We start from the raw sequence: 22,367 nt of genomic DNA, 5'->3' as shown, positions 1-22,367 counted from the left end.
ATGACAGTCTCGTCGCCCCGGTGGAGGCCGGGCCGGTCAGCGACCGCGCGGACGCTAGGTCGCGCCGGCTTCGACAGGCTCCGGCCTTCGCCGGGGCGACAAGCAGGTTACTTGATCGCTTCGAGGTCAGCCTTGACCTTGGCAAGCGCAGCATCGGTCAGCGCGCCCTGCGACATCGGCTGCACCTGCGCGAGCGACATCTGCTTGAACTGATCGTACATCGGATGGGACGTGATGTTCTGGAGGTCGGTGTCGAGCACGGCCTTGCCCTTGGGATCGGCGGCGATCGTCTCGATCGGTGTTTCGAGCGTGAATTTGGCGGTCGAGGCGGCCGGGGTCGTCGGAGTGGCGGTCGCGGCGGGCGCAGGCGCGGTCTGGGCCGCGAGTGGCGTTGCGGTCAGCGCGACGAGCACGGGCAGAAGGACGGACTTCATAAGAGAGCCTCTTTCGAAAGCGAAAGCGGCGCGAATCGCCGCTGACCAAGGTTTACCCCGGCTAGTGGCGAAACGAAATGGATTGGATCAAGCGATCCCACGCGGATTTGCTCCGCATGTGCCCGGCGGCAGCGCTTAATTGAGCCGCCCAAGCCCGGCGATCGTGCGATCGACCAATGCCTTGTCGGCATCGACGCCGTGGCGCTCGGCAAGGATGGTGGCCGCCGCCCGCGTCGCTGCATCGGCGGCAAGCGCGCGGACTTCGGCGATTGCCCCGCGCTCGGCGGCGGCGATCTTGTCTTCCGCCATCGTCTGGCGACGCGCGATCAGGTCGGCGAGATCGGTCTCGGCCTTGGCGAGCATCGCTGCCGCCTCGGCTTCGGCATGCGCGACGATCGCGGCGGCATCGCCGGCGCTCGCTGCATTGCGGGCCTTGGCTTCGGCGAGCTGCGCCTCGGCTTCGGCGCGCAGCTGCGACGCTTCGTCGAGCTGGGTGCGGATCGTCGCGATGCGCGAATCGAGCGCACGCGCGATCATCTTGGGCACCTTCTGCCAGATCATGATGCCGATCACGACAAGCATCGACAAAGCGACGAAGCCTGCCGCGGTGATCCCGAAGACCGACGGTTCGTGATGCAATTCGGCGACTCCGATATGGGCCACGGTTGAGACTTGGCTCGACTCAGCCATGCGCCAATTCCGCTTTCACGCGTGTTTCGACCGTCGCACGATCCACCGCCACGCCCGAGAGCTTGGCGACGATCTGCTCGACCGCGTCGGTGGTCGCGGTCTCGATTTCGGCGAGCGCCGCGGTCTTGGAGGATTCGATCCGCCCGGTCGCCGCGTGGAGATGCGCGGCCAGACCTGCATCGCTCGTCTTGAGCTGTGCCTCGGCGCTGGCGGTCGCCCGCGCCTTGGCATCGCCGATCGCGATCATCGCCTTCGACCGGGCTGCGTCGAGCCCGGCCTGATAATCACGTTCGGACGCGAGCGCTGTCGCCCGCGCCGCCTCCGCCGCAGCGAGGTCGCCCGCGATCCGGCCGTTACGATCTTCGATCGTCGCCTCGATCTTGGGGACCATCGCCTTGCCGATCCCGAAATAGATCAGCGCGAAGACGATCGCGAGCCAGAACAGCTGCGACGCGTAGATCTCGCCGATTTGGGATAGCTGCGGCATTGGCTTGCTACTCTTCTTACTTGACGACGAAGAGGATGAGGATCGCGACGACGAACGCGATCAGGCCGAGCAGCTCCGACGCCGCGAAGCCGATGAACAGGCGGCCCTGCTGGCCGTCTGCTGCGCCCGGGTTACGGAGTGCGCCTTCGAGGAACGAGCCGAACACGTTGCCCACGCCGAGTGCGGCAAGACCGACACCGATCGCTGCCAGGCCGGCACCGATGTACATTGCACCAAGATCAGTCATGATAAGCTCCCTAGGAATACGGTAGGTAAGTGGTTGGAAATTCTAGTGCAGATGCACCGCGTCGTGCAGATACAGCGACGTGAGCAAGGCAAACACATAGGCCTGGATCGCGCACACCAGCAGCTCGAGCGCGCTGACGCCGATGATCATCACGAAGCTGAGCACGCCGACCAGCGAGCCGAGCCCGCCGCCCGCAGTGAAGCCCTGGACGGCGAAGCTGCCGAACACTTCGAGCAGGATGTGGCCCGCGGTCATCGCGACGAACAGTCGCAGCGCCAGCGAGAAAGGCCGCACCATGAACGAGATGAACTCGACCGGCACGATCACCGGCAGCAGCGCGAGCGGCGCGCCGTGCGGCACGAACAGCGAGAAGAATTTGAAGCCGTGCTTCGCGAAGCCGACGACCAGCACGATCGCGAACGACAGGAAGGCGAGGATCGCGGTGACCGTGATGTGGCTCGTCACCGCAAAGGTGTGGAACCCGGGCAGGATCGCGAGCGGCACGACGCCGATCAGATTGGCGAACAGGATGAAGTAGAAGAGCGAGAAGATGTACGGCGCGAACTTCTTGCCGCCGGCGCCGATGTTGACCGACACCATATTGTCGATGAAGCTCACCGCATCCTCGGCGGCGACCTGCCAGCGGCCCGGCACGAGCTGGCGCTTGAGCCCGCCCGAAATGAACACCGCTAGCAGCACGAACACGACGACCATGAACAGCGCCGAGTTGGTGAAAGACACGTCATAGCCGAACAGCGTCAGATGGTGGCCCAGTACGGGCTCCACCTTGAATTGTTCCATCGGATCGATTCTGCCGGCGCTCACGCTTCCAGTCACTCTGGGCGCTCCTTCGAAATCTTCATGATGTTGAGGAACGCCCCGATGATCGCAAGGGTCAGCACGATCAACAGCGCCCAAGGCGACGTGCCGAGCCACTGATCGAGTGCCCAGCCCATGATCCCGCCGCCGAACAGCGCGCCGAGCAACAGTGCAAGGACCTTCGAGCCCTGCCCATACCCCTTGCCCTGCGGCAAGGGCCCCGACCCACGCGCCTGGCCAGCCGCTTTTGCCGAAGCAATGCGGGCGTCCAGATCGTCGTTAGGGCGGTTCTCGGCCAAGCGGCGTGTATCCTGATAGAAAAACGCCGCCGTGCGTGCAGCACCGCGACGATGATATGCGGAGAGTTGGAGACCGACACCCCCGCTTCCCGCGCCGTTTAGGAAGCTGGCTTCGGGGTGTCAACTCTTGTGGCCGCTCCGGTCTCGCTGCGGCGTTGCGCGTACCTCGCACGAGGATTATTCCATAGCACGATGAGCGCGCCCCTCCCCGATCACGCCGGACACCGCGCGCGGCTGCGCCAGCGGCTGATCGAGCAAGGCGGCGACGGGCTGCTCGATTACGAATTGATCGAATATCTGCTGACGCTGGCGATCCCGCGTCGCGACACCAAGCCGCTGGCGAAGGCGCTGCTGGCGGAATTCGGTGGCGTTGGCGGCGTGTTCAGCGCCGATGCAGAAGCGCTGATGCGAATTCCCGGCATGGGCGAGACGACCGCGGCGGCGATCAAGATCGTCCAGGCGGCGGCGCTGCGCCTCCTGCAGGTCGAGGCGAAGGCGCAGCCCGTGCTGGCGAGCTGGCAGGCGCTGATCGACTATCTCCACGCCGACATGGCGCATCGCGGCACCGAGCGCGTCCGCGTGCTCCACCTCAACACGCGCAACATGCTGATCCGCGACGAGGTGATGAGCGACGGCTCGATCGACGAGGCCGCGGTCTATGTCCGCGAGGTGATCCGCCGCGCGATCGATCTCGGCTCGGCGGCGATCATCCTCGTCCACAATCACCCGAGCGGCGATCCAAGCCCGAGCCGCGCCGATATCGACATCACGCGCAAGGTCGCCGAGGCGGGGCGGCGACTCAATATCGCGCTGCACGACCATATCATCATCGGTGCGAACGGACATTCGAGCCTGCGCGCGATGGGGCTGCTTTAGCCCGGCGGAGAGGGTGCTCAGGCCGGCTGCGACAGGAACGCGGTCAGCTCGGCCTTGGACACGGTCTTGCTTTTGTCTGCGTCGGCCTGCGCGAAGGCCTTGGCGAGGTAGCTCTTGGTCTCGGGCGCGCTGGCGTCGGTGGTCGGATCGCTCGCCTTCTTGAGCGCGACCATCCACGCGTCGAACTCGGCCGCGTTCAGGACGCCGTCGCCATCCTTGTCATAGCCCGCAAACTCGCGGTTGATGATGTCGCCGGCGGGGGTCCCTGCCGCCGCCGGCTTGGCCGCGGCTTCGGCCTCTGGCGCGACGATCGACGCCGGGATGGCGGCATCGCGCGCCGCGCTGCTTTGCGTCGCCGGGACGGCTTGATCGACCGCGGTGGGCGCGGATTGCGGTGCGGGTTCGGTGGCCGGCGGCGCGTCCTGCGCGAAGGCTGGGGTGGCGAGCGCGAGCGCGGTCGCGAGCAAGGCGGATTTCACCATCGGTCTCTCCTGTGCGATTCGGATGTCTTCCCCCCAACGCACCGGGCCGCGCGACGCTCCACGCCGCCGATTTGAAGGCGCGCCTCCACCCTGCTAACGCGCGGCTCGACACGCGCTCGTGCCGATTCCGTGCCGACCGACCCAGCTATTCGAGGATATTCCATGGTCCCCCGCTATTCCCGCCCCGACATGACCGCGATCTGGACGCCCGAGAATCGCTTCCGCATCTGGTTCGAGATCGAAGCGCATGCGACCGACGCGCTTGCCGAGCTGGGCGTCGTGCCGAAGGACGCCGCCGCGGCGCTGTGGGCATGGTGGAACACCAACCCGACGATCGACGTCGCCGCGATCGACGCGATCGAGGCCGTCACCAAGCACGACGTAATCGCCTTCCTTACCTGGGTGGCGGACAATGTCGGCGACCAGGCGCGCTTCATGCATCAGGGGATGACGAGCTCGGACGTGCTCGACACCGCGCTTGCCGTCCAGCTGGCGCAGGCGAGCGACCTGCTGATCGCCGACATCGACGCGCTGCTCGTCGTGCTCGAGCGCCGCGCGCGCGAGCACAAGATGACCCCGACGATCGGCCGCAGCCACGGCATCCATGCCGAGCCCGTCACCTTCGGGCTCAAGCTGGCGCAGGCGCATGCCGAATTCGCCCGCAACCGCGCGCGGCTCGTGGCGGCGCGCGAGGATGTCGCGACCTGCGCGATCTCGGGCGCGGTCGGGACCTTCGCCAATATCGATCCTGTCGTCGAAGCGCATGTCGCCGATAAGCTCGGCCTCACCGTCGAGCCCGTCTCGACACAGGTCATCCCGCGCGATCGCCACGCGATGTTCTTCGCGACGCTCGGCGTGATCGCCTCGTCGATCGAGCGGCTCGCGACCGAAGTCCGCCACCTGCAGCGCACCGAAGTGCTCGAGGCCGAGGAGTTCTTCTCGCCCGGCCAGAAGGGCTCGTCGGCGATGCCGCACAAGCGCAACCCGGTGCTGACCGAGAACCTCACCGGCCTCGCCCGGATGGTGCGCGGCTATGTCACCCCCGCGCTCGAGAATGTCGCCTTGTGGCACGAGCGCGACATCTCGCACTCCTCGGTCGAGCGCTATATCGGCCCCGACGCGACGATCACGCTCGACTTCGCGCTGCAGCGGCTCACCGGCGTGATGGACAAGCTCGTCGTCTATCCGGCGCGGATGGAGAAGAACCTCAACAAGATGGGCGGCCTCGTCCATTCGCAGCGCGTGCTGCTCGCGCTCACCCAGGCCGGCGTCAGCCGCGAGGATTCGTATCGCCTCGTTCAGCGCAACGCGATGAAGGTGTGGGACTCGGACGGCGCGCTGTCGCTGATGGAACTGCTCAAGGCCGATCCGGAAGTGACCGCGGCGCTGTCGGTCCAGGAGATCGAGGACAAGTTCGACCTCGGCTATCATCTGAAGCACGTCGACACGATCTTCGCGCGGGTGTTCGGACAGGGCTGATTGCGACCGGTTCGCAGCTGGCTTGACTCGATTGACCCCCGGACGTGCGATCGTCCGGGGCGATCGTTTCCGTTTCCGTACCGATTTGAGGCGTGACACCGACAATTTCAAAGAGCCGACTCAGTATAGCCGAATCGGTCCTTGTAGGACAGCGCCCTCCCGAAACTGCCGAAGACGAAAGGCTCCGCATTCGCCTCAAACGCTTCGTCGATGGTTTTGCACATCTCAACGTGCAAATGCTGCACCTGCGAATGCGCGTAATAAAATTGCGCGCATGAGCAACAATCTCCAAATGCGTCCGTGCCGGGACGAGCCCGGTATCGGAGACACCTACCATGCGCATCCTTCAGAGCCTTGCCGGCGGACTTTTCGCCGTTGCAGGCGTCGCGCTGGTGGTCGAGGTTCTCATCCTCTGACCCATCGGCCCACCCGCCCCTTCTTCTGACGGGGCGGCCAGGGCCGAGGGGGTCGGCGTACAGCGTTGCCCAGTTGCGTATCCCGGCGTCATCCCGAGCCGCGAGGACGTCATGCAGCCCTGCCCCGAATCGCCCCCGTGCATCCCCAAATTCGCTTCTCCTGCAACCGCGCCGTCGCTTCTCGCGATGCTCCGGCACGCGATCGCCGACCCGGCACGGGCCATCCCCGCCAGCATCTACGACGAATGGAGCTATGCGCTACCCGGCCCGCGCTCGCCGCTGGTGATCGCCGAGCCCGATGCGGTGCGCGCGATCCTGCTCGACCCGGGCGCGACCTTCGGCCGCAATCGTCCGCTGCGGACGCTGATGCGGCGCGCCTGGGGCAACGGCCTCGCCGCCGCCGAGGGCGAATCCTGGGCTGCGCAACGCCGCGCGGCCGCGCCCGCGTTTCGCCCGAGCGCGATCGCCGCCGCCATGCCGGTAATGACCGCCGCCACCCGCCACGCCGCCGAGCGCTGGCCGTGCGGCGAGAGCGTCGACCTGCAACCCGCGCTCGGCCGGATCGTGGCGCGCATCGTGCTGGAGACGCTGCTGTCGGACGCGCGCGACTGGGATAGCGACGCGATCGCCGCCGACATTCCCGAGGTGATGCGCGACGTCGCGCGGTTCGGCCTGCTCGAGGTGGCGCCGATCCCGGCCGCCTGGCTGGATCGGCTGCGGCGGACCGGCCGAAGCGATGCCGAAGCGCGGCTGCGCCGCATAGCGCGCGATATTGCCGCGCGCGCGCCGACCGAGCCGCACCACCTGACAGCCCTGCTCCGCGATGTCGGGCCGCTCGCCGACAATCTGTTCGGCTTCATGATCGCCGGGTTCGAGACGAGCGCGCTGGGGGCGGCGTGGGCGCTCTATCTGCTGGCGCTCCATCCGGACTGGCAAGCGGCGGTGCGCGCGGAGGCGACCGACGCGCCCGACGACACGACCCGGCCGGTCGCGCGCGCGGTCGTGCAGGAAGCGCTTCGGCTGTACCCGCCCGGCCCGCTGCTGGTGCGCGCCGCGACGCGCGAGACCGAGCTGCTCGGGCATCGGATCCGGCGCGGGCAGACGGTGATCATCCCGGTCTTCGCGATCCACCGCCATCGCCGGTTGTGGGCAGACCCCGACCGGTTCGACCCCGGCCGCTTCGCACCGGCGGGGCACTATCCGCGCGGTGCCTATCTGCCGTTCGGGGCGGGGCCGCGGCTCTGCATCGCCGCCGGGTTCGCGACCGCTGAGATCGCGACGATCGTCGCGGGACTGGTGCGCGATCTGCATTTCACGCCGACGGGCGCCGCGCCCGTCGTCAGCCTCAAGGTCTCGACGCATTCGACGACGGGGCTGCACGTCACCGCGCAGCCCGTCGCCTAGGCTCGGGTTCAGTCGCCCTTGCCGAGATAGCGCCGCCCGAGCAATTCGGCGATCTGCACCGCGTTGAGCGCCGCGCCCTTGCGGAGGTTGTCGCTGACGCACCACAGCGACAGCCCGTTCTCGACGGTCGAATCCTCGCGGACGCGGCTGATGAAGGTGGCATATTCGCCGACGCATTCGACCGGCGTCACGTATCCGCCGTCCTCGCGCTTGTCGACGAGCATCACGCCGGGCGCCTCGCGGAGGATCTTCTGCGCCTGTGCCGCCGAGATCTCGTTCTCGAACTCGATGTTGATCGACTCCGAATGCCCGACGAACACCGGCACGCGCACGCAGGTTGCAGTGACCTTGATCTTGGGATCGAGGATCTTCTTGGTCTCGACCACCATCTTCCACTCTTCCTTGGTCGACCCGTCGTCGAGGAAGCTGTCGATGTGCGGGATCACGTTGAACGCGATCTGCTTGGTGAACTTCTTGGCCTCGGCCGAATCGCCGACGAAGATGTTGCGCGATTGCTCGAACAGCTCGTCCATCCCCGCCTTGCCCGCGCCCGACACCGACTGATAGGTCGACACGACGACGCGCTTGATCTTGGCGAAATCGTGGAGCGGCTTGAGCGCGACTACCATCTGCGCGGTCGAGCAGTTGGGGTTGGCGATGATGTTGCGGCGCGTGTAGCCGGCGATCGCATCGGGGTTCACTTCGGGCACGATCAGCGGCACGTCGGGGTCCATCCGGTAGAGCGACGAATTGTCGATCACCGTGCAGCCCGCCGCGGCAAAGCGCGGGGCATGCAGCTTGGTCCCTTCCGAGCCGATCGCGAACAGCGCCATGTCCCAGCCGGTCGGGTCGAAATGGTCGATGTTCTGGACCTTGAGCTTCCTGCCCGTCTCGCCGAAATCGACCTCGTCGCCCTGGCTGCGCGACGAGGCGACCACGGCGATATCGTCGAGCGGGAACTCGCGCTCGCTCAGAATATTGAGCATCTCGCGCCCGACATTGCCCGTCGCGCCCGCGACCACGATCCGATAACCCATGTAATCCTCCAATTCGGATCGCGCCCGTAGCGACATTACGCCGGCACGTCCAATCGCTTTGCTAATCGTGCGTGCGCGCCTGCCAGGTGGCATGGGTTATTCCATGCACCGTGGCGAGATGATCGGTCAGCGCGTCGAGCTCGCTGACCGCTATATTGGTACTGACGAGCTTCGCCACAATCTCCACCCGGTCCTCGCCACGCGAGACGATATCGAGTTCGGCGACCGGGAGCTGTGCGGTTTCGAGATGCTCGGTCAGCAAGTCGCCCATCGGGCCGGCTTCCTCGGCATCGGTGGTGATCGTCACGCTATAGGTCGCCTCGACGCTGCGCCCTTCCAGCGGGATACGGTTGATCGCGTCGACGAGCGGGCGGAGCATCGTGTTGGCGAGGATGACGAAGCCTGTCAGCAGCACCGCCTCGGCGATCATGTCGCTCCCCGCGATCGCGCCAACTGCGGCCGAGCACCACAAAGTCGCCGCGGTGTTGAGCCCGCGGACGTTCATCCCCTCCTTCATGATCACGCCCGCGCCGAGGAAGCCGATCCCCGACACGACATAGGCGATGATCCGGATCGACTCGATGTCGCCGCCCAAGCGCTGCCCGAGATCGACGAACGCCGCCGAGCCGAGCGCGACGAGCGCGTTGGTGCGTAGGCCCGCGGTGCGCTGGCGATACTGGCGTTCGGCGCCGATCAGCGTGCCGAGGATGAACGCGACGAGGTAACTGACGACCGTGTCGAGGAACGGCCAGAGGTGGAAGGTGGTGAGGAACCGCATGCGGCGGGTCTTATGGGAGAGGGGCGGTGGGGACTAGGGGTAGACTCGTATCGTTGCCCCCTCCTCCGTCATTCCCGCGAAGGCGGGAATCCATACTGGCAGGTCTCGCAAATTAAGCGCGTCCCTGCCAATGGATCCCCGCCTCCGCGGGGATGACAGTAAGGAGGCATCCCCGCCTACGCGGGAATGACCGATGGGAAGGCGAACGCCTGACCCTATTTTTTGTCCTTCACGTTCCGATCGAGGAAAGTCAAAATCGTCCCCCACAGATGCTCGCTGATCCCGGGGCCAGCGACGCGGTGGGTGTAGCCCGGGTAGAACATCATCTCGAACGGCGTCGCGGTCGCCTGCATCCGTGCGGCGAGCGCGGTCGAGTTGGTGAAGACGACATTGTCGTCGGCCATGCCGTGGATCAGCAGCAGCGGATCCTTGATGTCGGGCGCCTTGCCGAGCGCATCCGACGCGAGATAGGCCTGCTTGTCCGCCACCGGCGAGCCCATGTAGCGCTCGGTATAATGGGTGTCGTACTGCTCCCATTGCGTCACCGGCGCACCCGACACGCCCGCCGCATAGACGCCCTGGTTCGCCTCGAGCATCTTGAGCGTCATATAGCCGCCATACGACCAACCATAGATGGCCACCTTAGATGGATCGACGAACGGCTGGCTCTTGATGAACTTCGCGCCGGCGAGCTGGTCGGCGACCTCGACCGTGCCCATCGCGCGGTAGATGTGATCCTCGAACGCCTTGCCGCGATTGTACGAGCCGCGATTGTCGATCTGGAAATAGATATAGCCGTGCTGGACGAGGTATTGCGGCAACGCCCCGCCCCAGCCGCGCGTGACCTGCTGCCCGGTGCCGGGGCCGCCATAGTGCTGGAAGAAGACGGGGTATTTCTTGCCGGGTTCGAGCGGTGGGGTGATCATCTCGTAATAGAGCGTCGTCCCGTCGTCGGCCTTGATCGTGCCGAACTTGGTCTGCTGGTGGCGCGCGAGATACGGGTAGTAGGGATGCCCCGGCTTGATCGCATTCTCGTTGATCCACGACAGCCGCTTGCCGTCCACATCGGCGAGATAGACCTGCGTCGGCTGGGTCGGGCTCGAGCGCGAGACGATCATCCGCGTGGCGGCGTCGTCCATCGTGCCGCTGTTCCACCAGCCCGCCTCGGTGAGGCGGGTGATCTGGTTCGGATGCGCGATATCGACCGAATAGAGATGCTGCTCGAGCACGCCGTCCTTGTTGCCGGTGAAGAACAGCCGGCCCTTGGCCTCGTCGACACCGAGCAGCGCCTGGACGACCCAGTCGCCCTTGGTCAGCGCGGTCCACTGGCCCTTGTCGAAGCGGTAGAGGTGGCCGAAGCCGGTCCGCTCGGAGCGCCAGATCAGGCTGCCGTCCTTCATCGGGCGATACGCGTCGGACAGGTTGAGCCAGCTGCGCGTGCCCGATTTTTCGGTGAACAGCACCGTGGCCTTGCCGGTCGCGGGATCGACCTTGAGCATGTCGAGCGTCTTCTGGTCGCGGCTCTCGCGCTGGACGAGCAAGGCGCTGCCGTCGGGCGTCCAGTCGACGCGCGCGAGATAGATGTCGGGGTTGCTGCCGAGGTCGACCTTGACCTTGCCCGACCCGTCCGCCTTCATCACGTACAGTGCGACCGCGACGTTGGGCGTACCGGCGGCGGGGTAGCGCTGATCATAGACCTTGGTCCCGTTCGCGCCGATCGCCGCGCGGGTGACGATCCCGACGGGGGCCTCGTCGAAGCGCTCGACCGCGATATGGCTGTCCTGCGGCGACCACCAATAGCCCGTGCGGCGGTCCATTTCCTCCTGCGCGACGAACTCGGCCTCGCCCCAATGCACCGTGCCGCCGCCATCGCTGCTGACGGCGCGCGCCTCGCCGCCGCCGAGCGGCTGGACGAACAGATTCTGCCCGCGCACGAAACTGACGAAGCCACCCTTGGGACTGATCACCGGGTTGAGCGCGCCATCGCCCGGCGCGTTGGTCAGGCGGCGCGTGGTGCCGTCGAGTCCGGCGAGATACAGGTCGCCGTCGATCGGCACCAAGATCGTCTTGCCGTCGGGCGCCCAGTCATAGGTGACGATGCCCTTCGAGCCGGCGATGCGCGCACGCTCGCGCTGCATCTTCTCGGCCTCGGACAGTTCGGCGCCAGATCCGACCTTCTTCGAATCGACCAGCATGCGCTCTTCGCCGGTGCGCGTGTCGCGCGCCCACAGGTCGAAACGCTCCTTCTCCTCGGCGCGCGGGCGCAGCGACGTGAGCAGCGTCCCGTCGGGCGAGAGCTTGACGCCGCGCGGCTGGACGCCCGACAGATCGGGGCTGCCGAACACGGCCTTCAGCGTGAGCTGGCTGGGTGCAGGATCAGCAGCCATCGCCGGCACCGCCGCACAGGCGAGCATCACGCCCGCAAAAGCCCAACTCGCCCGCATCCCGCATCTCCAGTCCCTGTCGCGCCCCAGACGGGCGTTTGAGCGCGCTTATCGCGGGGACCGTGCGCGAGGTAAAGGGGCGTCAGGCGAGCGCGGGCGCACCGCTCGGCAGCGGCGCGCGCGGGCGTTTGCGCCAAGGCAGCACGCGCCGTTCGACCAGCGACCGCCACGCCCATTCGACCGGCGCGATGTCGTACTGCCGCACCCACAGGTTCGCCCCGACCAGCAGCACCGCGTCGATCACGAGCGAGGTCACCATCAGCGGCCCCCAGCTCATCTTGCCGTACAGCGCGAGCACGAACGGCGGATACAGCACCCACAAGCAAATCATCGTCTGCGCGATATAGATCGACAGCGCGGTGCGCCCCGCCGCGACGAACGGCTGCAGCAGCCGCGCGCCGATCGCGGTCGAGACGAGCAGGTTGATCAGCGCGACATGCCCGAGCGTCATCGCCTGGCGCGCGATCTCGTAGCTCGCCCAGAAGGTATAGGGGCCGTCGCCGAACTGCATCTGCTCGTGCGCGCCGATCACGCGCAACGGTATCCCGACGCCGTAGGCGATCACCGCGGTCCAGGCATAGAAACGCCGCGAGCGCCGCCCCTGCAGCACGCCAAGCTTGTACAGCGCGGCGCCGAGCAGCATCACGCTCGCGGCCTCCCAGACGAACAGCAATTCGAGGAATTGCGATTCCAGATCGAGGAAGCTGTGCCATTGCGCCGCCGCCCAGCTCGCGAAGCTGCCGGTGCGCGCGGTGTCCTCGGCGGCGATGTTGCGGCGCGACTTCGCCTTGTTCTCCGCGCGCTTCTTGGTTCGCTCCGCCTTGCTCGTGAGCAGCTTGCGCTCGTCAACGGTCGGCCTGGCGCCCGCCGCGACCCGCGCCTCGATCGCGGCGACCTGCGCGCGCGTCTGCAGCGTCTGGTAATAGCCGAAATAGCCGCCGGCGACGAGCTGGAACAGCGCCAGCGTCAGCCCGATCATGATCAGCAACCGCGGGCGCAGCCGCCGGAACAGGAACGCCACCAGCGCGGCAAGCCCATAGGTGTGCAGGATGTCGCCGGGCCACAGCAGGAGGAAAACGTGGATGAGCCCGAAGCCGAACAGGATCAGATTGCGGACATAATAGCGCCGCAGCACGACCCACTCGCCTGCGCGCTCGGCGACGCGATCGGTGAGGATCACCATCCCGGCGCCGAACAGCATCTCGAGCATGCAGCGCGCCGTGCCGTTGGCGAACACCTCGCGCAGCCACCATGCGACCTGATCGCTCGCCGACCAGCCGAGATGGCGGATGTCGTCGAACGAGGCATAGAGCGACTGCCCCATGTCGTTGATGTTCATGAACAGGATGCCGAGGATCGCAACGCCCCGCAGGATATCGAGCACCACGATGCGCGGCGCGCCATCGGGTTCGGCGGCAGTGGTGATCGCGACGTCGGACATGATCCCCCCATGACCTCAAAGCGCGAAAAGTATAGCGCGATGACGTGTGTTATGCAACCATAACACGATCGCGCTTGCGGGGAGCGCGGGCGCCGCAAAGGAGACTTATGAAACCGCGTAAAATCCGTTTGCTCGGACAAGCGGCGCTCGGCGCAACGCTCCTCGTCGCGGCTGCCGGCCCCGGGTCGAGCCAATTGATCCATGACCGGATCTACCCCGCGCCGACCGCCCCGATCGCCACCGCGCCGCTTCCCGCAGGCGCGCAGCGGGTGACGGTGAAGACAAGCGACGGCCTCGCCATCACCGGTGCCGAGATCGCGCCTCGACCGGGCAAGCCGACGCTGCTCGTCTTCCACGGCAATGCGTCGAGCGCGATGGGCTCGCTCGACTGGTTCGCACCGCTCGTCGCCGCGGGCTATGGCGTCGTCGCCGCCGAATATCGCGGTTATTCGGGCAATCCCGGCCGCGCCGACGAAGCCGGCCTCGGGCGCGACGCCGATGCGTTCTACGCCGAGGCGCGACGGCTTGCCGGAAGCAACCGCGTGATCGTTATCGGCCACAGCATCGGCGGCGGCGTCGCGTTCGGCTTGGCGATGCGGCAGAAGCTCGACGCGCTGGTGACGATCGGCACCTTCACCGGCCTGCGTGCGATGGCGCCCAAGATCGCGCGCAGCTTCATTGCGGACCGCTACGACAATCTCGCCGCGGTGCCCAAGCTCGACGAGCCCTATTTCCTGATCCACGGTCTTGCCGACGACACCGTCCCTGCCGCGATGGGGCAGGAACTCCACAAGGCCGCCTTCCTCGCCAAGCGCGACGGCTTCAGCGCGGTCATCCGCGGCGCCGGGCACCATCCCGACGGCGCGGTGATCGCTCCGATCATCGAAGCGATCGCTGCGCGGCTCGACCATTCCGCAGGCGCCACCCCGCCGCTTCCCGACACCGTCAAGCTGATCGCTTTCCAATAGGTCGCGCTGCGCGGCGCATCGCGATAGGAAGAGCGATGACCGCGCCCCTCCCCACCGTGTCGAGCGTCGAACCGCTGCAACGCGCCGATATCGAACGCCTCGTCGCGTCCGGCGCGCAGCATCTGGTCGACTGCAATCTCGACGACAGCGATCTGTCGGGGCTCGATCTGTCGCACTGGCGCGTCGAGCGCTGCAGCCTGCGCCGCGCCGATCTGTCGGGCGCGCGGCTCGAAGCGACGGCGTGGGTGTCGTGTCGCGCCGCCTTCGCGCAGTTCACCCGCGCCGATCTCGCCGACGCGCGCTTCGAGGCGAGCGACCTCAACAATGCAAGCCTGCGCAATGCCACGCTGACCGCGGCCAGCTTCGAACGCTGCAAGCTCACCTTCGCCGACCTCACCGACGCCAAAACGTTCGATCTGCGCTTCGACGAAGTGCTGCTGATCAACGCCAAGCTGCCCGGCTTCTCGTTCCGCAAGCAGACGCTGCGCAAGCTCGACTTCGGCCAGGCCGATCTGCGCAAGAGCGATTTTCGCGCGGCGGTGTTCGAGGAGTGCAGCCTGCGCGACGCCGGTGTCGCCGGTTGCCGCTTCGACGGGGCCGATCTGCGCGGCTGCGATCTGGGAGGGATCGCCCTAGTAGATGCGCGCCAGTTCCGCGGCGCGACAATCTCGCGCGAGCAAGCCGGGCAGTTGCTGGGCGAATTGGAGCTGCGCGTCCTTTAACGCCCGCTGCGTGTTGCACCGCAGCACGATTCCCGCTATCCAGGGCGTACTCGTATGGACCCGGTGCAAATCCGGGTGGCTATTCCGGCCGCCGATCCGCCGGACAACGCACATCGCACTCTTTTTTGACGCCGCTCTCGAGAGACGGCGCAGCTGCGATTTCTGCGGACACTCCCTTTATGAATAGCACCCCCCTCTCGCGGTATCGCGCCGAATGGTTCAGCGACGTCGGTGGCGCCCGGCGCGACCTGCTCGCGGGCCTGGTCGGCACCTTTGCGCTGATCCCCGAAGTCATCGCCTTTTCGTTCGTCGCCGGGATCGACCCCGAGGTCGGCCTGTTCGCCTCGTTCGTGATCGGCATCGTCCTCGCCTTTGTCGGCGGTCGCCCGGCGATGATCTCGGGCGCCGCCGGCTCGGTCGCGCTCGTCGCGGCGGCGCTCGTCCACGGCCACGGCCTGCAATTCCTGCTCTACGCGACGGTGCTCGCCGGGCTGCTGCAGATCGTGTTCGGGCTGCTCAAGCTCGACGTGCTGCTGCGCTTCGTCTCGCGCTCGGTGCGGACGGGGTTCGTCAACGCGCTCGCGATCCTGATCTTCTCGGCGCAGGTGCCGCAGATGCTCGGCGTCACCTGGCACACCTATGCGATGATCGCGGGCGGGCTGGCGATCATCTATCTCGTGCCGCGCATCACGACCGCGATCCCCTCGCCGCTGATCTGCATCGTCGTGCTCACCGCGATCAGCATCGCCTTCCCGATGCCGATCCACACCGTCGCCGATCTCGGCCGGCTCCCCACGTCGTTGCCGGCGTTCGCTCTGCCGAATGTCCCGCTCGACTGGGCGACGCTGCGCATCGTCGCGCCCTACGCCTTCGCGATGGCCGCGGTCGGCCTGCTCGAATCGATGATGACGGCGAGCGTCGTCGACGATCTCACCGACACCAGCAGCTCGAAGGCGCGCGAATGCAGCGGGCTCGGGCTGGCGAACGTCGCTGCCGGCCTGTTCGGTGGGATCGCGGGCTGCGGCATGATCGGCCAGACCGTCGGCAACGTCCGCTATGGCGGCCGCGGGCGGCTGTCGACGCTGGCGGCGGGGGTGTTCCTGCTCGTCATCATGGTGCCGCTGCGCCCATGGGTCGCGCAGGTGCCCGTCGCGGCGCTCGTCGCGATCATGATCATGGTGTCGATCAGCACCTTCTCGTGGAGCTCGCTCGCCGATCTGGCGCGGCATCCCAAGGTCTCAGGCGTCGTCATGCTCGCGACCGTCGTGGTGACGGTGGTGACGCACGACCTCTCCGCCGGGGTCGGCGTCGGCGTTCTGCTCAGCGGCGTGTTCTTCGCCTTCAAGGTGACCAAGCTGCTGCGCGTCGAGACCACGTTCGATCCGGCGACCGATACGCGCAGCTACACCGTGTCGGGGCAGGTGTTCTTCGCCAGCGCCGATATCTTCGCCGATCAATTCGACCTGCGCGACACGGCGCGCACCGTCCGGATCGACCTGACGCGGGCGCATCTGTGGGACGTCACCGCGGTCGGCACGCTCGAGGATTTGGTCACCAGGATGCGGCGCCACGGGACGATCGTCGAGCTGATCGGCCTGAACGCGGCGAGCGCGATCCTGGTAGACCGGCACGCACCGCTGGTCCGCGCCGAGGCCTAAGCACAAAAAAGGGCGCGGGGATCGAAATCCCCGCGCCCTTTCCTGTGCCTTTCAGCGAACCGACCGATTACTCGGCGGCAGCGACCGTCTTGGCCGGACGCGTGTCGCGACGCTCGGCGATACGCGCCGACTTGCCGGTGCGGCCACGCAGGTAATACAGCTTCGCACGACGCACCGCGCCCTTGCGGACGACTTCGATGCTGTCGATGTTCGGCGAATACAGCGGGAAAACGCGCTCGACGCCTTCACCGAACGAAATCTTCCGTACGGTGAAGTTCGAACCCATGCCCTTGTTCGACCGCGCGATGCACACGCCTTCGTAGTTCTGGACGCGGGTGCGCTCGCCTTCAACCACCTTCACGCCAACCTTCAGCGTATCGCCGGGGCGGAATTCGGGGATCTTCTTGTTCTCGAGAAACTTCGCGATGTTCTCGGCTTCGATCGTCTGGATGAGATTCATCTCATGCGTCCTTCTTCGTTCGTCGCGCGCCAGAGGGCGACTGGACCCGAGCACCCTCATGGCGCTCCCATAGATCCGGCCGCCTTAGCCGTGTTTCGGTCTCGGCCATCGACTTGCGCCATGCCGAAATCCTCGCATGATCCCCCGATCGCAACACTTCGGGGATCGTGCGCCCTTCCCATTCATATGGTCGGGTATATTGCGGATATTCGAGCAGCCCCGTTTCGAAGCTCTCGTCCACGCCGCTATAAGCCGCGCCCATTACGCCGGGGAGCAGCCGAATGCAAGCATCGAGCAGGACGAGCGCGCCCATCTCGCCGCCCGACAGGATATAGTCGCCGATCGACACTTCCTCGATCTCGCGCGCGCCGAAGATGCGTTCGTCGAAGCCCTCGAAGCGGCCGCACAGGATGGTGACGCCGGGGCCTTCGGCGAGGCTACGCACGCGCGCCTGGGTGAGCGGGGCGCCGCGCGGCGTCATCGCGAGCAAAGGGCGTCCGGCGGGCACGCTGTCGATCGCCGCGGCGAGCACATCGGGGCGCAGCACCATCCCTGCCCCGCCGCCCGCCGGGGTGCCGTCGACAGTGCTATGCTTGTCGGTCGCGAAATCGCGGATGTTGCGCGCGTCGAGGCTCCATCTGCCCTCGCCCAGCGCGCGCCCGGCGAGCGACAGGCCGAGCGGGCCGGGGAACATCTCGGGGTAGAGCGTGAGGATGGTGGCGGCGAAGGTCATGCCATCCAATTTTCTACGCGTAGTCCGGGGATGTCCGCGAAATGCCGTTGATTGTCGGTAACAACCGTAAGGTCGTGCGACAGCGCATGGGCAGCGATCAGTCGGTCATATCCGCCCCGCCTGAACGGCAGCGTGGCATAAGCGACGGCGGCCTTATAGTCGAATGCCAACACGGGCACCTCCTCAATGAAAGCGCGAAGTTGATCGAGTGCAGGCGGCTTGTCGCGGGCCGACCCATAGACGACCTCGGCAAGTGCGACAGCACTGGTGACGATCTCATCCTCGTCGCACTGCGCGGCACGGTTTGTCAGTTGGTCGCTGTTCCCCATCGCCAAGGCGATGATGATATTGCTGTCGAGCAAATATTTCATGCCGCCGATCCTTCATCCCTGCCTTGCCAGGACAGGGGGCGGTCCGCGAACGTTCGATCCGCGTCGGTCAGCAGCGTCAGATCGCTCGCCGACCCCGCCACTTTTACGGCATTGAATTTGCGCTTCGGCCGTTCCACGGGCTCGACCGATACGATTTCCCCGTTTTCGACGCGCAAGTTCATTTCCAGTCCTGGCTTAAGGCCAAGTTCCGCGGGCAGCCGCAATGCGACAGAGTTGCCAGATTGGAACACCTTAACTCGATAGTCCCGTCGCTCCCTGACTTTTAGCCACGGAGCCGATCCAAAGAGGCGATGAAGCTCGGACATGCGATCTGTGCTCATAGCGAGTCTCCGAATATGACGTATATACGTCATGTATATACAGGCGTTTCGATTGTAAAGGAACCTCTCGTGACGGCGGCGCGTATCGCAGCCATGGACGATTGCATCATCATCGGCGCCGGTCCCGCCGGCCTTACCGCGGCGATCTATCTCGCGCGATTCCACCTGCAGATCAGGCTCTTCGATTGCGGGAGCAGCCGCGCTGCGCTGATCCCGCGGACGCACAACCATGCCGGCTATCCCGGCGGGATCAAGGGGACCGAACTGCTGCGGCTGATGCGCGAACAGGCGGCCGAATTTGGTGCGCTCCGCGAAGAGGCCGAGGTTACCGCGATCGTCTGCAGCGGCGACGATTTCACCGTCGAGGTCGAAGGCCGCAGCTTCCCGACACGCTCGGTGCTGCTGGCGACCGGCGTGGTCAATATCCGTCCCAAGATGGACGACGCCGTACACGATGCCGCGCTCGAGCGGGGCCTGATCCGCTATTGCCCGATCTGCGACGGCTATGAAGTCACCGACAAGCGAGTCGGGGTGATCGGCACCGGCACCCACGGGATGAAGGAAGCGCTGTTCCTGCGCGGCTATACCAAGGACGTGACGCTGATCGCCCCCGGCGGTGCGCACGATCTCGACGACAGCTGTCTCGCCAAACTCGATGCAGCCGGGATCGTGCATCGCGACGGCCCCTGCACGCCGATCCAGGTCGAGGACGACGAGATCGTCGTCACCACGCCCGGCGGCGCGCTGCGCTTCGACAGCGTCTATCCAGCGCTCGGCTCGACGATCCGCTCGAAGCTGGCAGTGGCCGCCGGCGCGAACGCAACCGACGAAGGCTGTCTCGAGGTCGACGACCATCAGCGCACCTCGATCCCCGGCCTGTTCGCCGCGGGGGATGTCGTGAAGGGTCTCGACCAGATCAGCCACGCGATGGGCGAAGCCGGCGTCGCCGCAACGACGATCCGCAATCTGCTCGACGAGCGTCAGCCGCTCAGACGATAAACCCCGGTTCGACGACGAGCTTCTCGGCATCCCATGCGGGCACCGCATCGGCGTTCATCGGGATCATGAAACGCTTGCCCGGCTTGCCGTCCTCGGCCGGCCGTTCGATCTCGATCACGTCGCCCGCGCCGAAATCGTCGATCGCGACGACATGGCCGAGCGCCTCGCCCGTGGTCGAGACGGCAGGAAGCCCCAGCAGGTCGGCATGATAATATTCGCCCTCGCCGAGCGGCGGGAGCGCCGAGCGCGGCACGGTCAACTCGGTCCCGCGCAGCGCCTCAGCCTTGTTGCGGTCGGTTACCTCGGCGATCCGCGCGATCATGCCGTTGCTGCCGTGGCGCACCGACTTCAACGACAGCGTGCCGCCGTTGAAGTCGCTGTACGCACCAAGATCGTCGGTGAAGACCTTGAGACGGACCTCCCCCGTCACACCATGCGCGCCGATGATGACGGCGAGCGTGACGGGGGCGTCCGGCCCCCTTCCGCTTGCGGAAGGGTTGTCCGGCATCAGCCCTCGGCCGGTGCCGAGGCGCTCTCGCCTTCGTTGGTCGCATCTTCGGTCGCCGATTCGACTTCGGCGGCCATGACCTGCTCGGTCTCCTCGTTGCTGCCCGTCTCAGGCGGCGCCGACTTGGCGGCTTCGGCGGCTTCAGCAGCCTCGGCTGCGGCAGCGGCCTTGGCCTCTTCCTCGGCGGCGGCAGCGGCGGCCGCAGCCTCGGCGGCGTCGTCGAGCTTCTTCTGGCGCTCTTCGACGCGCTCGGTGGCCTTCTCGCCGGGCTTGCCCTTGTTCGGGTTGTTGCGCGCGACGCGCTCGCGCACGCCCTTCACGTCGAGGAAGCGGGCGACGCGGTCGGTCGGCTGCGCGCCGACGCCGAGCCAATAGGTCGCGCGGTCGGTGTCGAGCACGATGCGCTTCTCGTCATCCTTGGCGAGCAGCGGGTTGTAGGTGCCGATCTTCTCGATGAACTGGCCATCGCGCGGTGCGCGCGCATCGGCGACGACGATGCGGTAATACGGGCGCTTCTTGGAACCGCCGCGCGAAAGACGAATGCTGACTGCCATGGGTATTTTCCTTCGTTAATCGTCGCCCCAGCGAACGCTAGGGCCTTTGGGTTGAATGTCGGGCCCTTGCCGCTTGATACCCCAGCTTGCGCTGGGGTGACGGTGGGGGCGGTTATTTCTTCTTGAGCAAATTCTCGAAGCCGGGGGGAAGCTTGGTCTGGCCGCCGCCGAGGCCGGGGAGACCGCCCCCGCCGCCGCTCAGCATCTTGGCCGGGTCGATCCCGCCCATTCCGCCGAGCGCGCCGCCGAGACCGCCCATGCCGCCGCCACCACCGCCGAACATCTTGGCCATGCCGGCGAGGCCGCCCATCTTCTTGATCTTCTTCATGGCGTTCGCCATTTCCTGGTGCATCTTCAGCAGCTTGTTGACGTCCTGCACGGTCGTCCCCGAGCCCTTGGCGATGCGGATCTTGCGCTTGGCGTTGAGCAGTTCGGGTTTCCGCCGTTCCTTCGCGGTCATCGAGGTGATGATCGCATCCATCCGCACCAGCACCTTCTCGCCGCCGACCTGATCGACCATGCCCTTGGCCTTGCCCATGCCGGGGATCATGCCGGCGAGCGCGCCGATGCCGCCCATCCGCTGCATCTGCTTGAGCTGGCCGCGCAGATCGTCGAGGTCGAATTGCCCCTTGGCCATCTTGGCGGCCATCTTCTCGGCGTCTTCGACCTGGATCGCTTCGGCCGCGCGCTCGACCAGGCCGACCACGTCGCCCATGCCGAGGATCCGGCCGGCGACGCGCTTGGGATCGAACGCCTCGAGCGCATCGAGCTTCTCGCCCATGCCGGCGAACTTGATCGGCTTACCGGTGACGGCGCGCATCGACAGCGCCGCGCCACCGCGCGCATCGCCGTCCATGCGGGTCAGCACGATCCCGGTCAACGGAACCTGCTCCGAGAAGTTCTGCGCGACGTTGACGGCGTCCTGACCGGTCAGCGAGTCGACGACGAGCAGGATCTCGTTGGGCTTGGCGACGTCGGCGACGGCGCGCATCTCGTCCATCAGCGCCTGGTCGACGTGGAGACGACCCGCGGTGTCGAGCATCAGGACGTCATAGCCCTGGAGCTTCGCCGCCTGCACCGCGCGCCGCGCGATATCGACGGGCTGCTGCCCGGCGACGATCGGCAGCGTCGAGACTTCGGCCTGCGTCCCGAGCACCGCGAGCTGTTCCTGCGCGTTCGGGCGATTGACGTCGAGCGACGCCATCAAGACCTTCTTGCCCTGCCGCTTGGCGAGCCGCAGCGCGATCTTCGCCGTGCTGGTCGTCTTGCCCGAGCCCTGCAGGCCGACCATCATGATGATCGCCGGCGGCGTGACGCCAAGCTCGAGCTCGACCGCTTCGGCGCCGAGCATCTCGGTCAGCGCGTCGCTGACGATCTTGACGACCTGCTGCCCCGGCGTGACCGAGCGCAGCACGTTCTGGCCGACCGCCAGTTCGGTAACCTTATCGACGAAATCGCGTGCGACAGGCAGCGCGACGTCGGCCTCGAGCAAGGCGACTCGCACTTCGCGCATCGCGCCGCGCACGTCCGCCTCGGTGAGCGCACCGCGCCCCCGCAACCGATCGAACACACCGCCAAGGCGGTCGCTCAGGCTCTCGAACATCCGAAAAAACCCTTCCAAAACATCGCAGCTGCAGCGTAACGCAAAGAACGCCGGCGGACGAAACCTCGTCGGCCGGCGTAGCCCCGTGGGGCAGCCTTCACGTGTCCTCGCAGGCAC

Annotated in this window: 25 protein-coding genes and 1 other annotated feature; of the genes, 7 read left to right on the top strand and 18 right to left on the bottom strand. The window is 66.5% G+C overall.

Annotated elements, in window-relative coordinates; genetic code table 11:
* Positions 1 to 107: 107 nt before the first annotated feature.
* The 6 genes from RH90_RS13035 to RH90_RS13010 all read right to left on the bottom strand — a co-directional run bounded on the left by RH90_RS13035 (position 108) and on the right by RH90_RS13010 (position 2,976).
* Positions 108 to 434, bottom strand: a complete 327-nt coding sequence (locus tag RH90_RS13035) for a hypothetical protein (RefSeq protein ID WP_010186154.1) — start codon at positions 432 to 434, stop codon at positions 108 to 110.
* 135 nt (positions 435 to 569) lie between these two features.
* Positions 570 to 1,124, bottom strand: coding sequence for a F0F1 ATP synthase subunit B family protein (locus RH90_RS13030; RefSeq protein ID WP_010186153.1), 555 nt, complete (start codon positions 1,122 to 1,124; stop codon positions 570 to 572).
* On the bottom strand, positions 1,117 to 1,611 hold the full coding sequence (locus RH90_RS13025; protein ID WP_010186152.1) for a F0F1 ATP synthase subunit B family protein: 495 nt from the start codon (positions 1,609 to 1,611) through the stop codon (positions 1,117 to 1,119). Before RH90_RS13025 ends, RH90_RS13030 begins: the two co-directional genes overlap by 8 nt.
* Positions 1,612 to 1,627: 16 nt before the next feature.
* Entirely contained in the window at positions 1,628 to 1,840 is a 213-nt protein-coding gene (locus RH90_RS13020) for a F0F1 ATP synthase subunit C (RefSeq protein ID WP_010164404.1), read from the bottom strand.
* Positions 1,841 to 1,900: 60 nt separating this feature from the next.
* Positions 1,901 to 2,683, bottom strand: a complete 783-nt coding sequence (locus RH90_RS13015) for a F0F1 ATP synthase subunit A (RefSeq protein ID WP_029625300.1) — start codon at positions 2,681 to 2,683, stop codon at positions 1,901 to 1,903.
* An 8-nt stretch (positions 2,684 to 2,691) separates the two neighbouring features.
* Positions 2,692 to 2,976 (bottom strand): AtpZ/AtpI family protein, encoded by a 285-nt coding sequence (locus tag RH90_RS13010; protein WP_010186150.1) that lies wholly within the window; start codon positions 2,974 to 2,976, stop codon positions 2,692 to 2,694.
* A 192-nt stretch (positions 2,977 to 3,168) separates the two neighbouring features.
* Between RH90_RS13010 and radC the strand changes: the two genes are divergently transcribed.
* Positions 3,169 to 3,852 (top strand): RadC family protein, encoded by a 684-nt coding sequence (gene radC, locus RH90_RS13005; protein WP_010186149.1) that lies wholly within the window; start codon positions 3,169 to 3,171, stop codon positions 3,850 to 3,852.
* A gap of 17 nt (positions 3,853 to 3,869) precedes the next feature.
* On the opposite strand, the gene RH90_RS13000 is transcribed toward radC, so the two are convergent.
* Positions 3,870 to 4,334: an EF-hand domain-containing protein gene (locus RH90_RS13000; protein ID WP_010186148.1), complete on the bottom strand. Its 465-nt coding sequence runs from the start codon at positions 4,332 to 4,334 to the stop codon at positions 3,870 to 3,872.
* 162 nt (positions 4,335 to 4,496) lie between these two features.
* Here RH90_RS13000 and purB point away from each other — a divergent pair, with 162 nt between their 5' ends.
* The gene (gene purB / locus RH90_RS12995) at positions 4,497 to 5,813 is read left to right on the top strand and encodes an adenylosuccinate lyase (RefSeq protein ID WP_010186147.1); all 1,317 of its coding nucleotides are present in this window, start codon (positions 4,497 to 4,499) and stop codon (positions 5,811 to 5,813) included.
* A 602-nt stretch (positions 5,814 to 6,415) separates the two neighbouring features.
* Positions 6,416 to 7,633 carry a cytochrome P450 gene (locus tag RH90_RS12990; RefSeq protein WP_232280353.1) on the top strand — a complete coding sequence of 406 codons (1,218 nt, stop codon included), beginning with the start codon at positions 6,416 to 6,418 and terminating at the stop codon, positions 7,631 to 7,633.
* Between the two features lie 8 nt (positions 7,634 to 7,641).
* On the opposite strand, the gene RH90_RS12985 is transcribed toward RH90_RS12990, so the two are convergent.
* The 4 genes from RH90_RS12985 to RH90_RS12970 all read right to left on the bottom strand — a co-directional run bounded on the left by RH90_RS12985 (position 7,642) and on the right by RH90_RS12970 (position 13,333).
* Positions 7,642 to 8,670 (bottom strand): aspartate-semialdehyde dehydrogenase, encoded by a 1,029-nt coding sequence (locus RH90_RS12985; protein WP_010186145.1) that lies wholly within the window; start codon positions 8,668 to 8,670, stop codon positions 7,642 to 7,644.
* 61 nt (positions 8,671 to 8,731) lie between these two features.
* On the bottom strand, positions 8,732 to 9,448 hold the full coding sequence (locus tag RH90_RS12980) for an MgtC/SapB family protein (protein WP_010186144.1): 717 nt from the start codon (positions 9,446 to 9,448) through the stop codon (positions 8,732 to 8,734).
* A 215-nt stretch (positions 9,449 to 9,663) separates the two neighbouring features.
* Positions 9,664 to 11,892, bottom strand: a complete 2,229-nt coding sequence (locus tag RH90_RS12975; protein ID WP_010186143.1) for a S9 family peptidase — start codon at positions 11,890 to 11,892, stop codon at positions 9,664 to 9,666.
* Between the two features lie 82 nt (positions 11,893 to 11,974).
* Positions 11,975 to 13,333, bottom strand: a complete 1,359-nt coding sequence (locus RH90_RS12970) for a DUF418 domain-containing protein (RefSeq protein WP_010186142.1) — start codon at positions 13,331 to 13,333, stop codon at positions 11,975 to 11,977.
* A gap of 107 nt (positions 13,334 to 13,440) precedes the next feature.
* Between RH90_RS12970 and RH90_RS12965 the strand changes: the two genes are divergently transcribed.
* From RH90_RS12965 to RH90_RS12955, 3 genes are all read left to right on the top strand, one after another.
* Positions 13,441 to 14,301, top strand: coding sequence for an alpha/beta hydrolase (locus RH90_RS12965; protein ID WP_010186141.1), 861 nt, complete (start codon positions 13,441 to 13,443; stop codon positions 14,299 to 14,301).
* A gap of 35 nt (positions 14,302 to 14,336) precedes the next feature.
* Entirely contained in the window at positions 14,337 to 15,023 is a 687-nt protein-coding gene (locus tag RH90_RS12960; protein WP_010186140.1) for a pentapeptide repeat-containing protein, read from the top strand.
* A gap of 53 nt (positions 15,024 to 15,076) precedes the next feature.
* Positions 15,077 to 15,132, top strand: a sequence feature (sul1 is cis-regulatory element that is thought to sense ions involved in sulfur or methionine metabolism; They are found in Alphaproteobacteria).
* 70 nt (positions 15,133 to 15,202) lie between these two features.
* Positions 15,203 to 16,681 (top strand): SulP family inorganic anion transporter, encoded by a 1,479-nt coding sequence (locus tag RH90_RS12955; protein ID WP_010186139.1) that lies wholly within the window; start codon positions 15,203 to 15,205, stop codon positions 16,679 to 16,681.
* Positions 16,682 to 16,748: 67 nt separating this feature from the next.
* On the opposite strand, the gene rplS is transcribed toward RH90_RS12955, so the two are convergent.
* Genes rplS through RH90_RS22630 form a run of 4 tightly spaced genes read right to left on the bottom strand, consistent with a single transcriptional unit; the run spans position 16,749 to position 18,586 of the window.
* Entirely contained in the window at positions 16,749 to 17,141 is a 393-nt protein-coding gene (rplS, locus tag RH90_RS12950; RefSeq protein ID WP_010186138.1) for a 50S ribosomal protein L19, read from the bottom strand.
* A 1-nt stretch (position 17,142) separates the two neighbouring features.
* The gene (trmD, locus tag RH90_RS12945; RefSeq protein WP_010186137.1) at positions 17,143 to 17,874 is read right to left on the bottom strand and encodes a tRNA (guanosine(37)-N1)-methyltransferase TrmD; all 732 of its coding nucleotides are present in this window, start codon (positions 17,872 to 17,874) and stop codon (positions 17,143 to 17,145) included.
* The gene (locus RH90_RS12940) at positions 17,871 to 18,245 is read right to left on the bottom strand and encodes a type II toxin-antitoxin system VapC family toxin (protein WP_010186136.1); all 375 of its coding nucleotides are present in this window, start codon (positions 18,243 to 18,245) and stop codon (positions 17,871 to 17,873) included. Before RH90_RS12940 ends, trmD begins: the two co-directional genes overlap by 4 nt.
* Positions 18,242 to 18,586 (bottom strand): AbrB/MazE/SpoVT family DNA-binding domain-containing protein, encoded by a 345-nt coding sequence (locus RH90_RS22630; protein WP_232280352.1) that lies wholly within the window; start codon positions 18,584 to 18,586, stop codon positions 18,242 to 18,244. Before RH90_RS22630 ends, RH90_RS12940 begins: the two co-directional genes overlap by 4 nt.
* Positions 18,587 to 18,679: 93 nt before the next feature.
* Here RH90_RS22630 and RH90_RS12930 point away from each other — a divergent pair, with 93 nt between their 5' ends.
* Positions 18,680 to 19,585, top strand: coding sequence for an NAD(P)/FAD-dependent oxidoreductase (locus RH90_RS12930; protein WP_029625297.1), 906 nt, complete (start codon positions 18,680 to 18,682; stop codon positions 19,583 to 19,585).
* Here RH90_RS12930 and rimM read toward each other — a convergent pair.
* The 3 genes from rimM to ffh form a co-directional block, all read right to left on the bottom strand.
* Positions 19,575 to 20,093: a ribosome maturation factor RimM gene (rimM, locus tag RH90_RS12925; RefSeq protein ID WP_010186133.1), complete on the bottom strand. Its 519-nt coding sequence runs from the start codon at positions 20,091 to 20,093 to the stop codon at positions 19,575 to 19,577. The genes RH90_RS12930 and rimM overlap by 11 nt on opposite strands.
* The gene (rpsP, locus tag RH90_RS12920; RefSeq protein ID WP_010186132.1) at positions 20,093 to 20,647 is read right to left on the bottom strand and encodes a 30S ribosomal protein S16; all 555 of its coding nucleotides are present in this window, start codon (positions 20,645 to 20,647) and stop codon (positions 20,093 to 20,095) included. Before rpsP ends, rimM begins: the two co-directional genes overlap by 1 nt.
* A 112-nt stretch (positions 20,648 to 20,759) precedes the next feature.
* Positions 20,760 to 22,250 (bottom strand): signal recognition particle protein, encoded by a 1,491-nt coding sequence (gene ffh, locus RH90_RS12915; RefSeq protein ID WP_010186131.1) that lies wholly within the window; start codon positions 22,248 to 22,250, stop codon positions 20,760 to 20,762.
* Positions 22,251 to 22,367 lie beyond the last annotated feature (117 nt).

Source organism: Sphingomonas sp. PAMC 26605, assembly GCF_000241485.1.
Lineage (GTDB): Bacteria > Pseudomonadota > Alphaproteobacteria > Sphingomonadales > Sphingomonadaceae > Sphingomonas.
The sequence above is the reverse complement of the archived record's forward strand: the minus strand, read 5'-3'. Positions and strand labels throughout refer to the sequence as shown.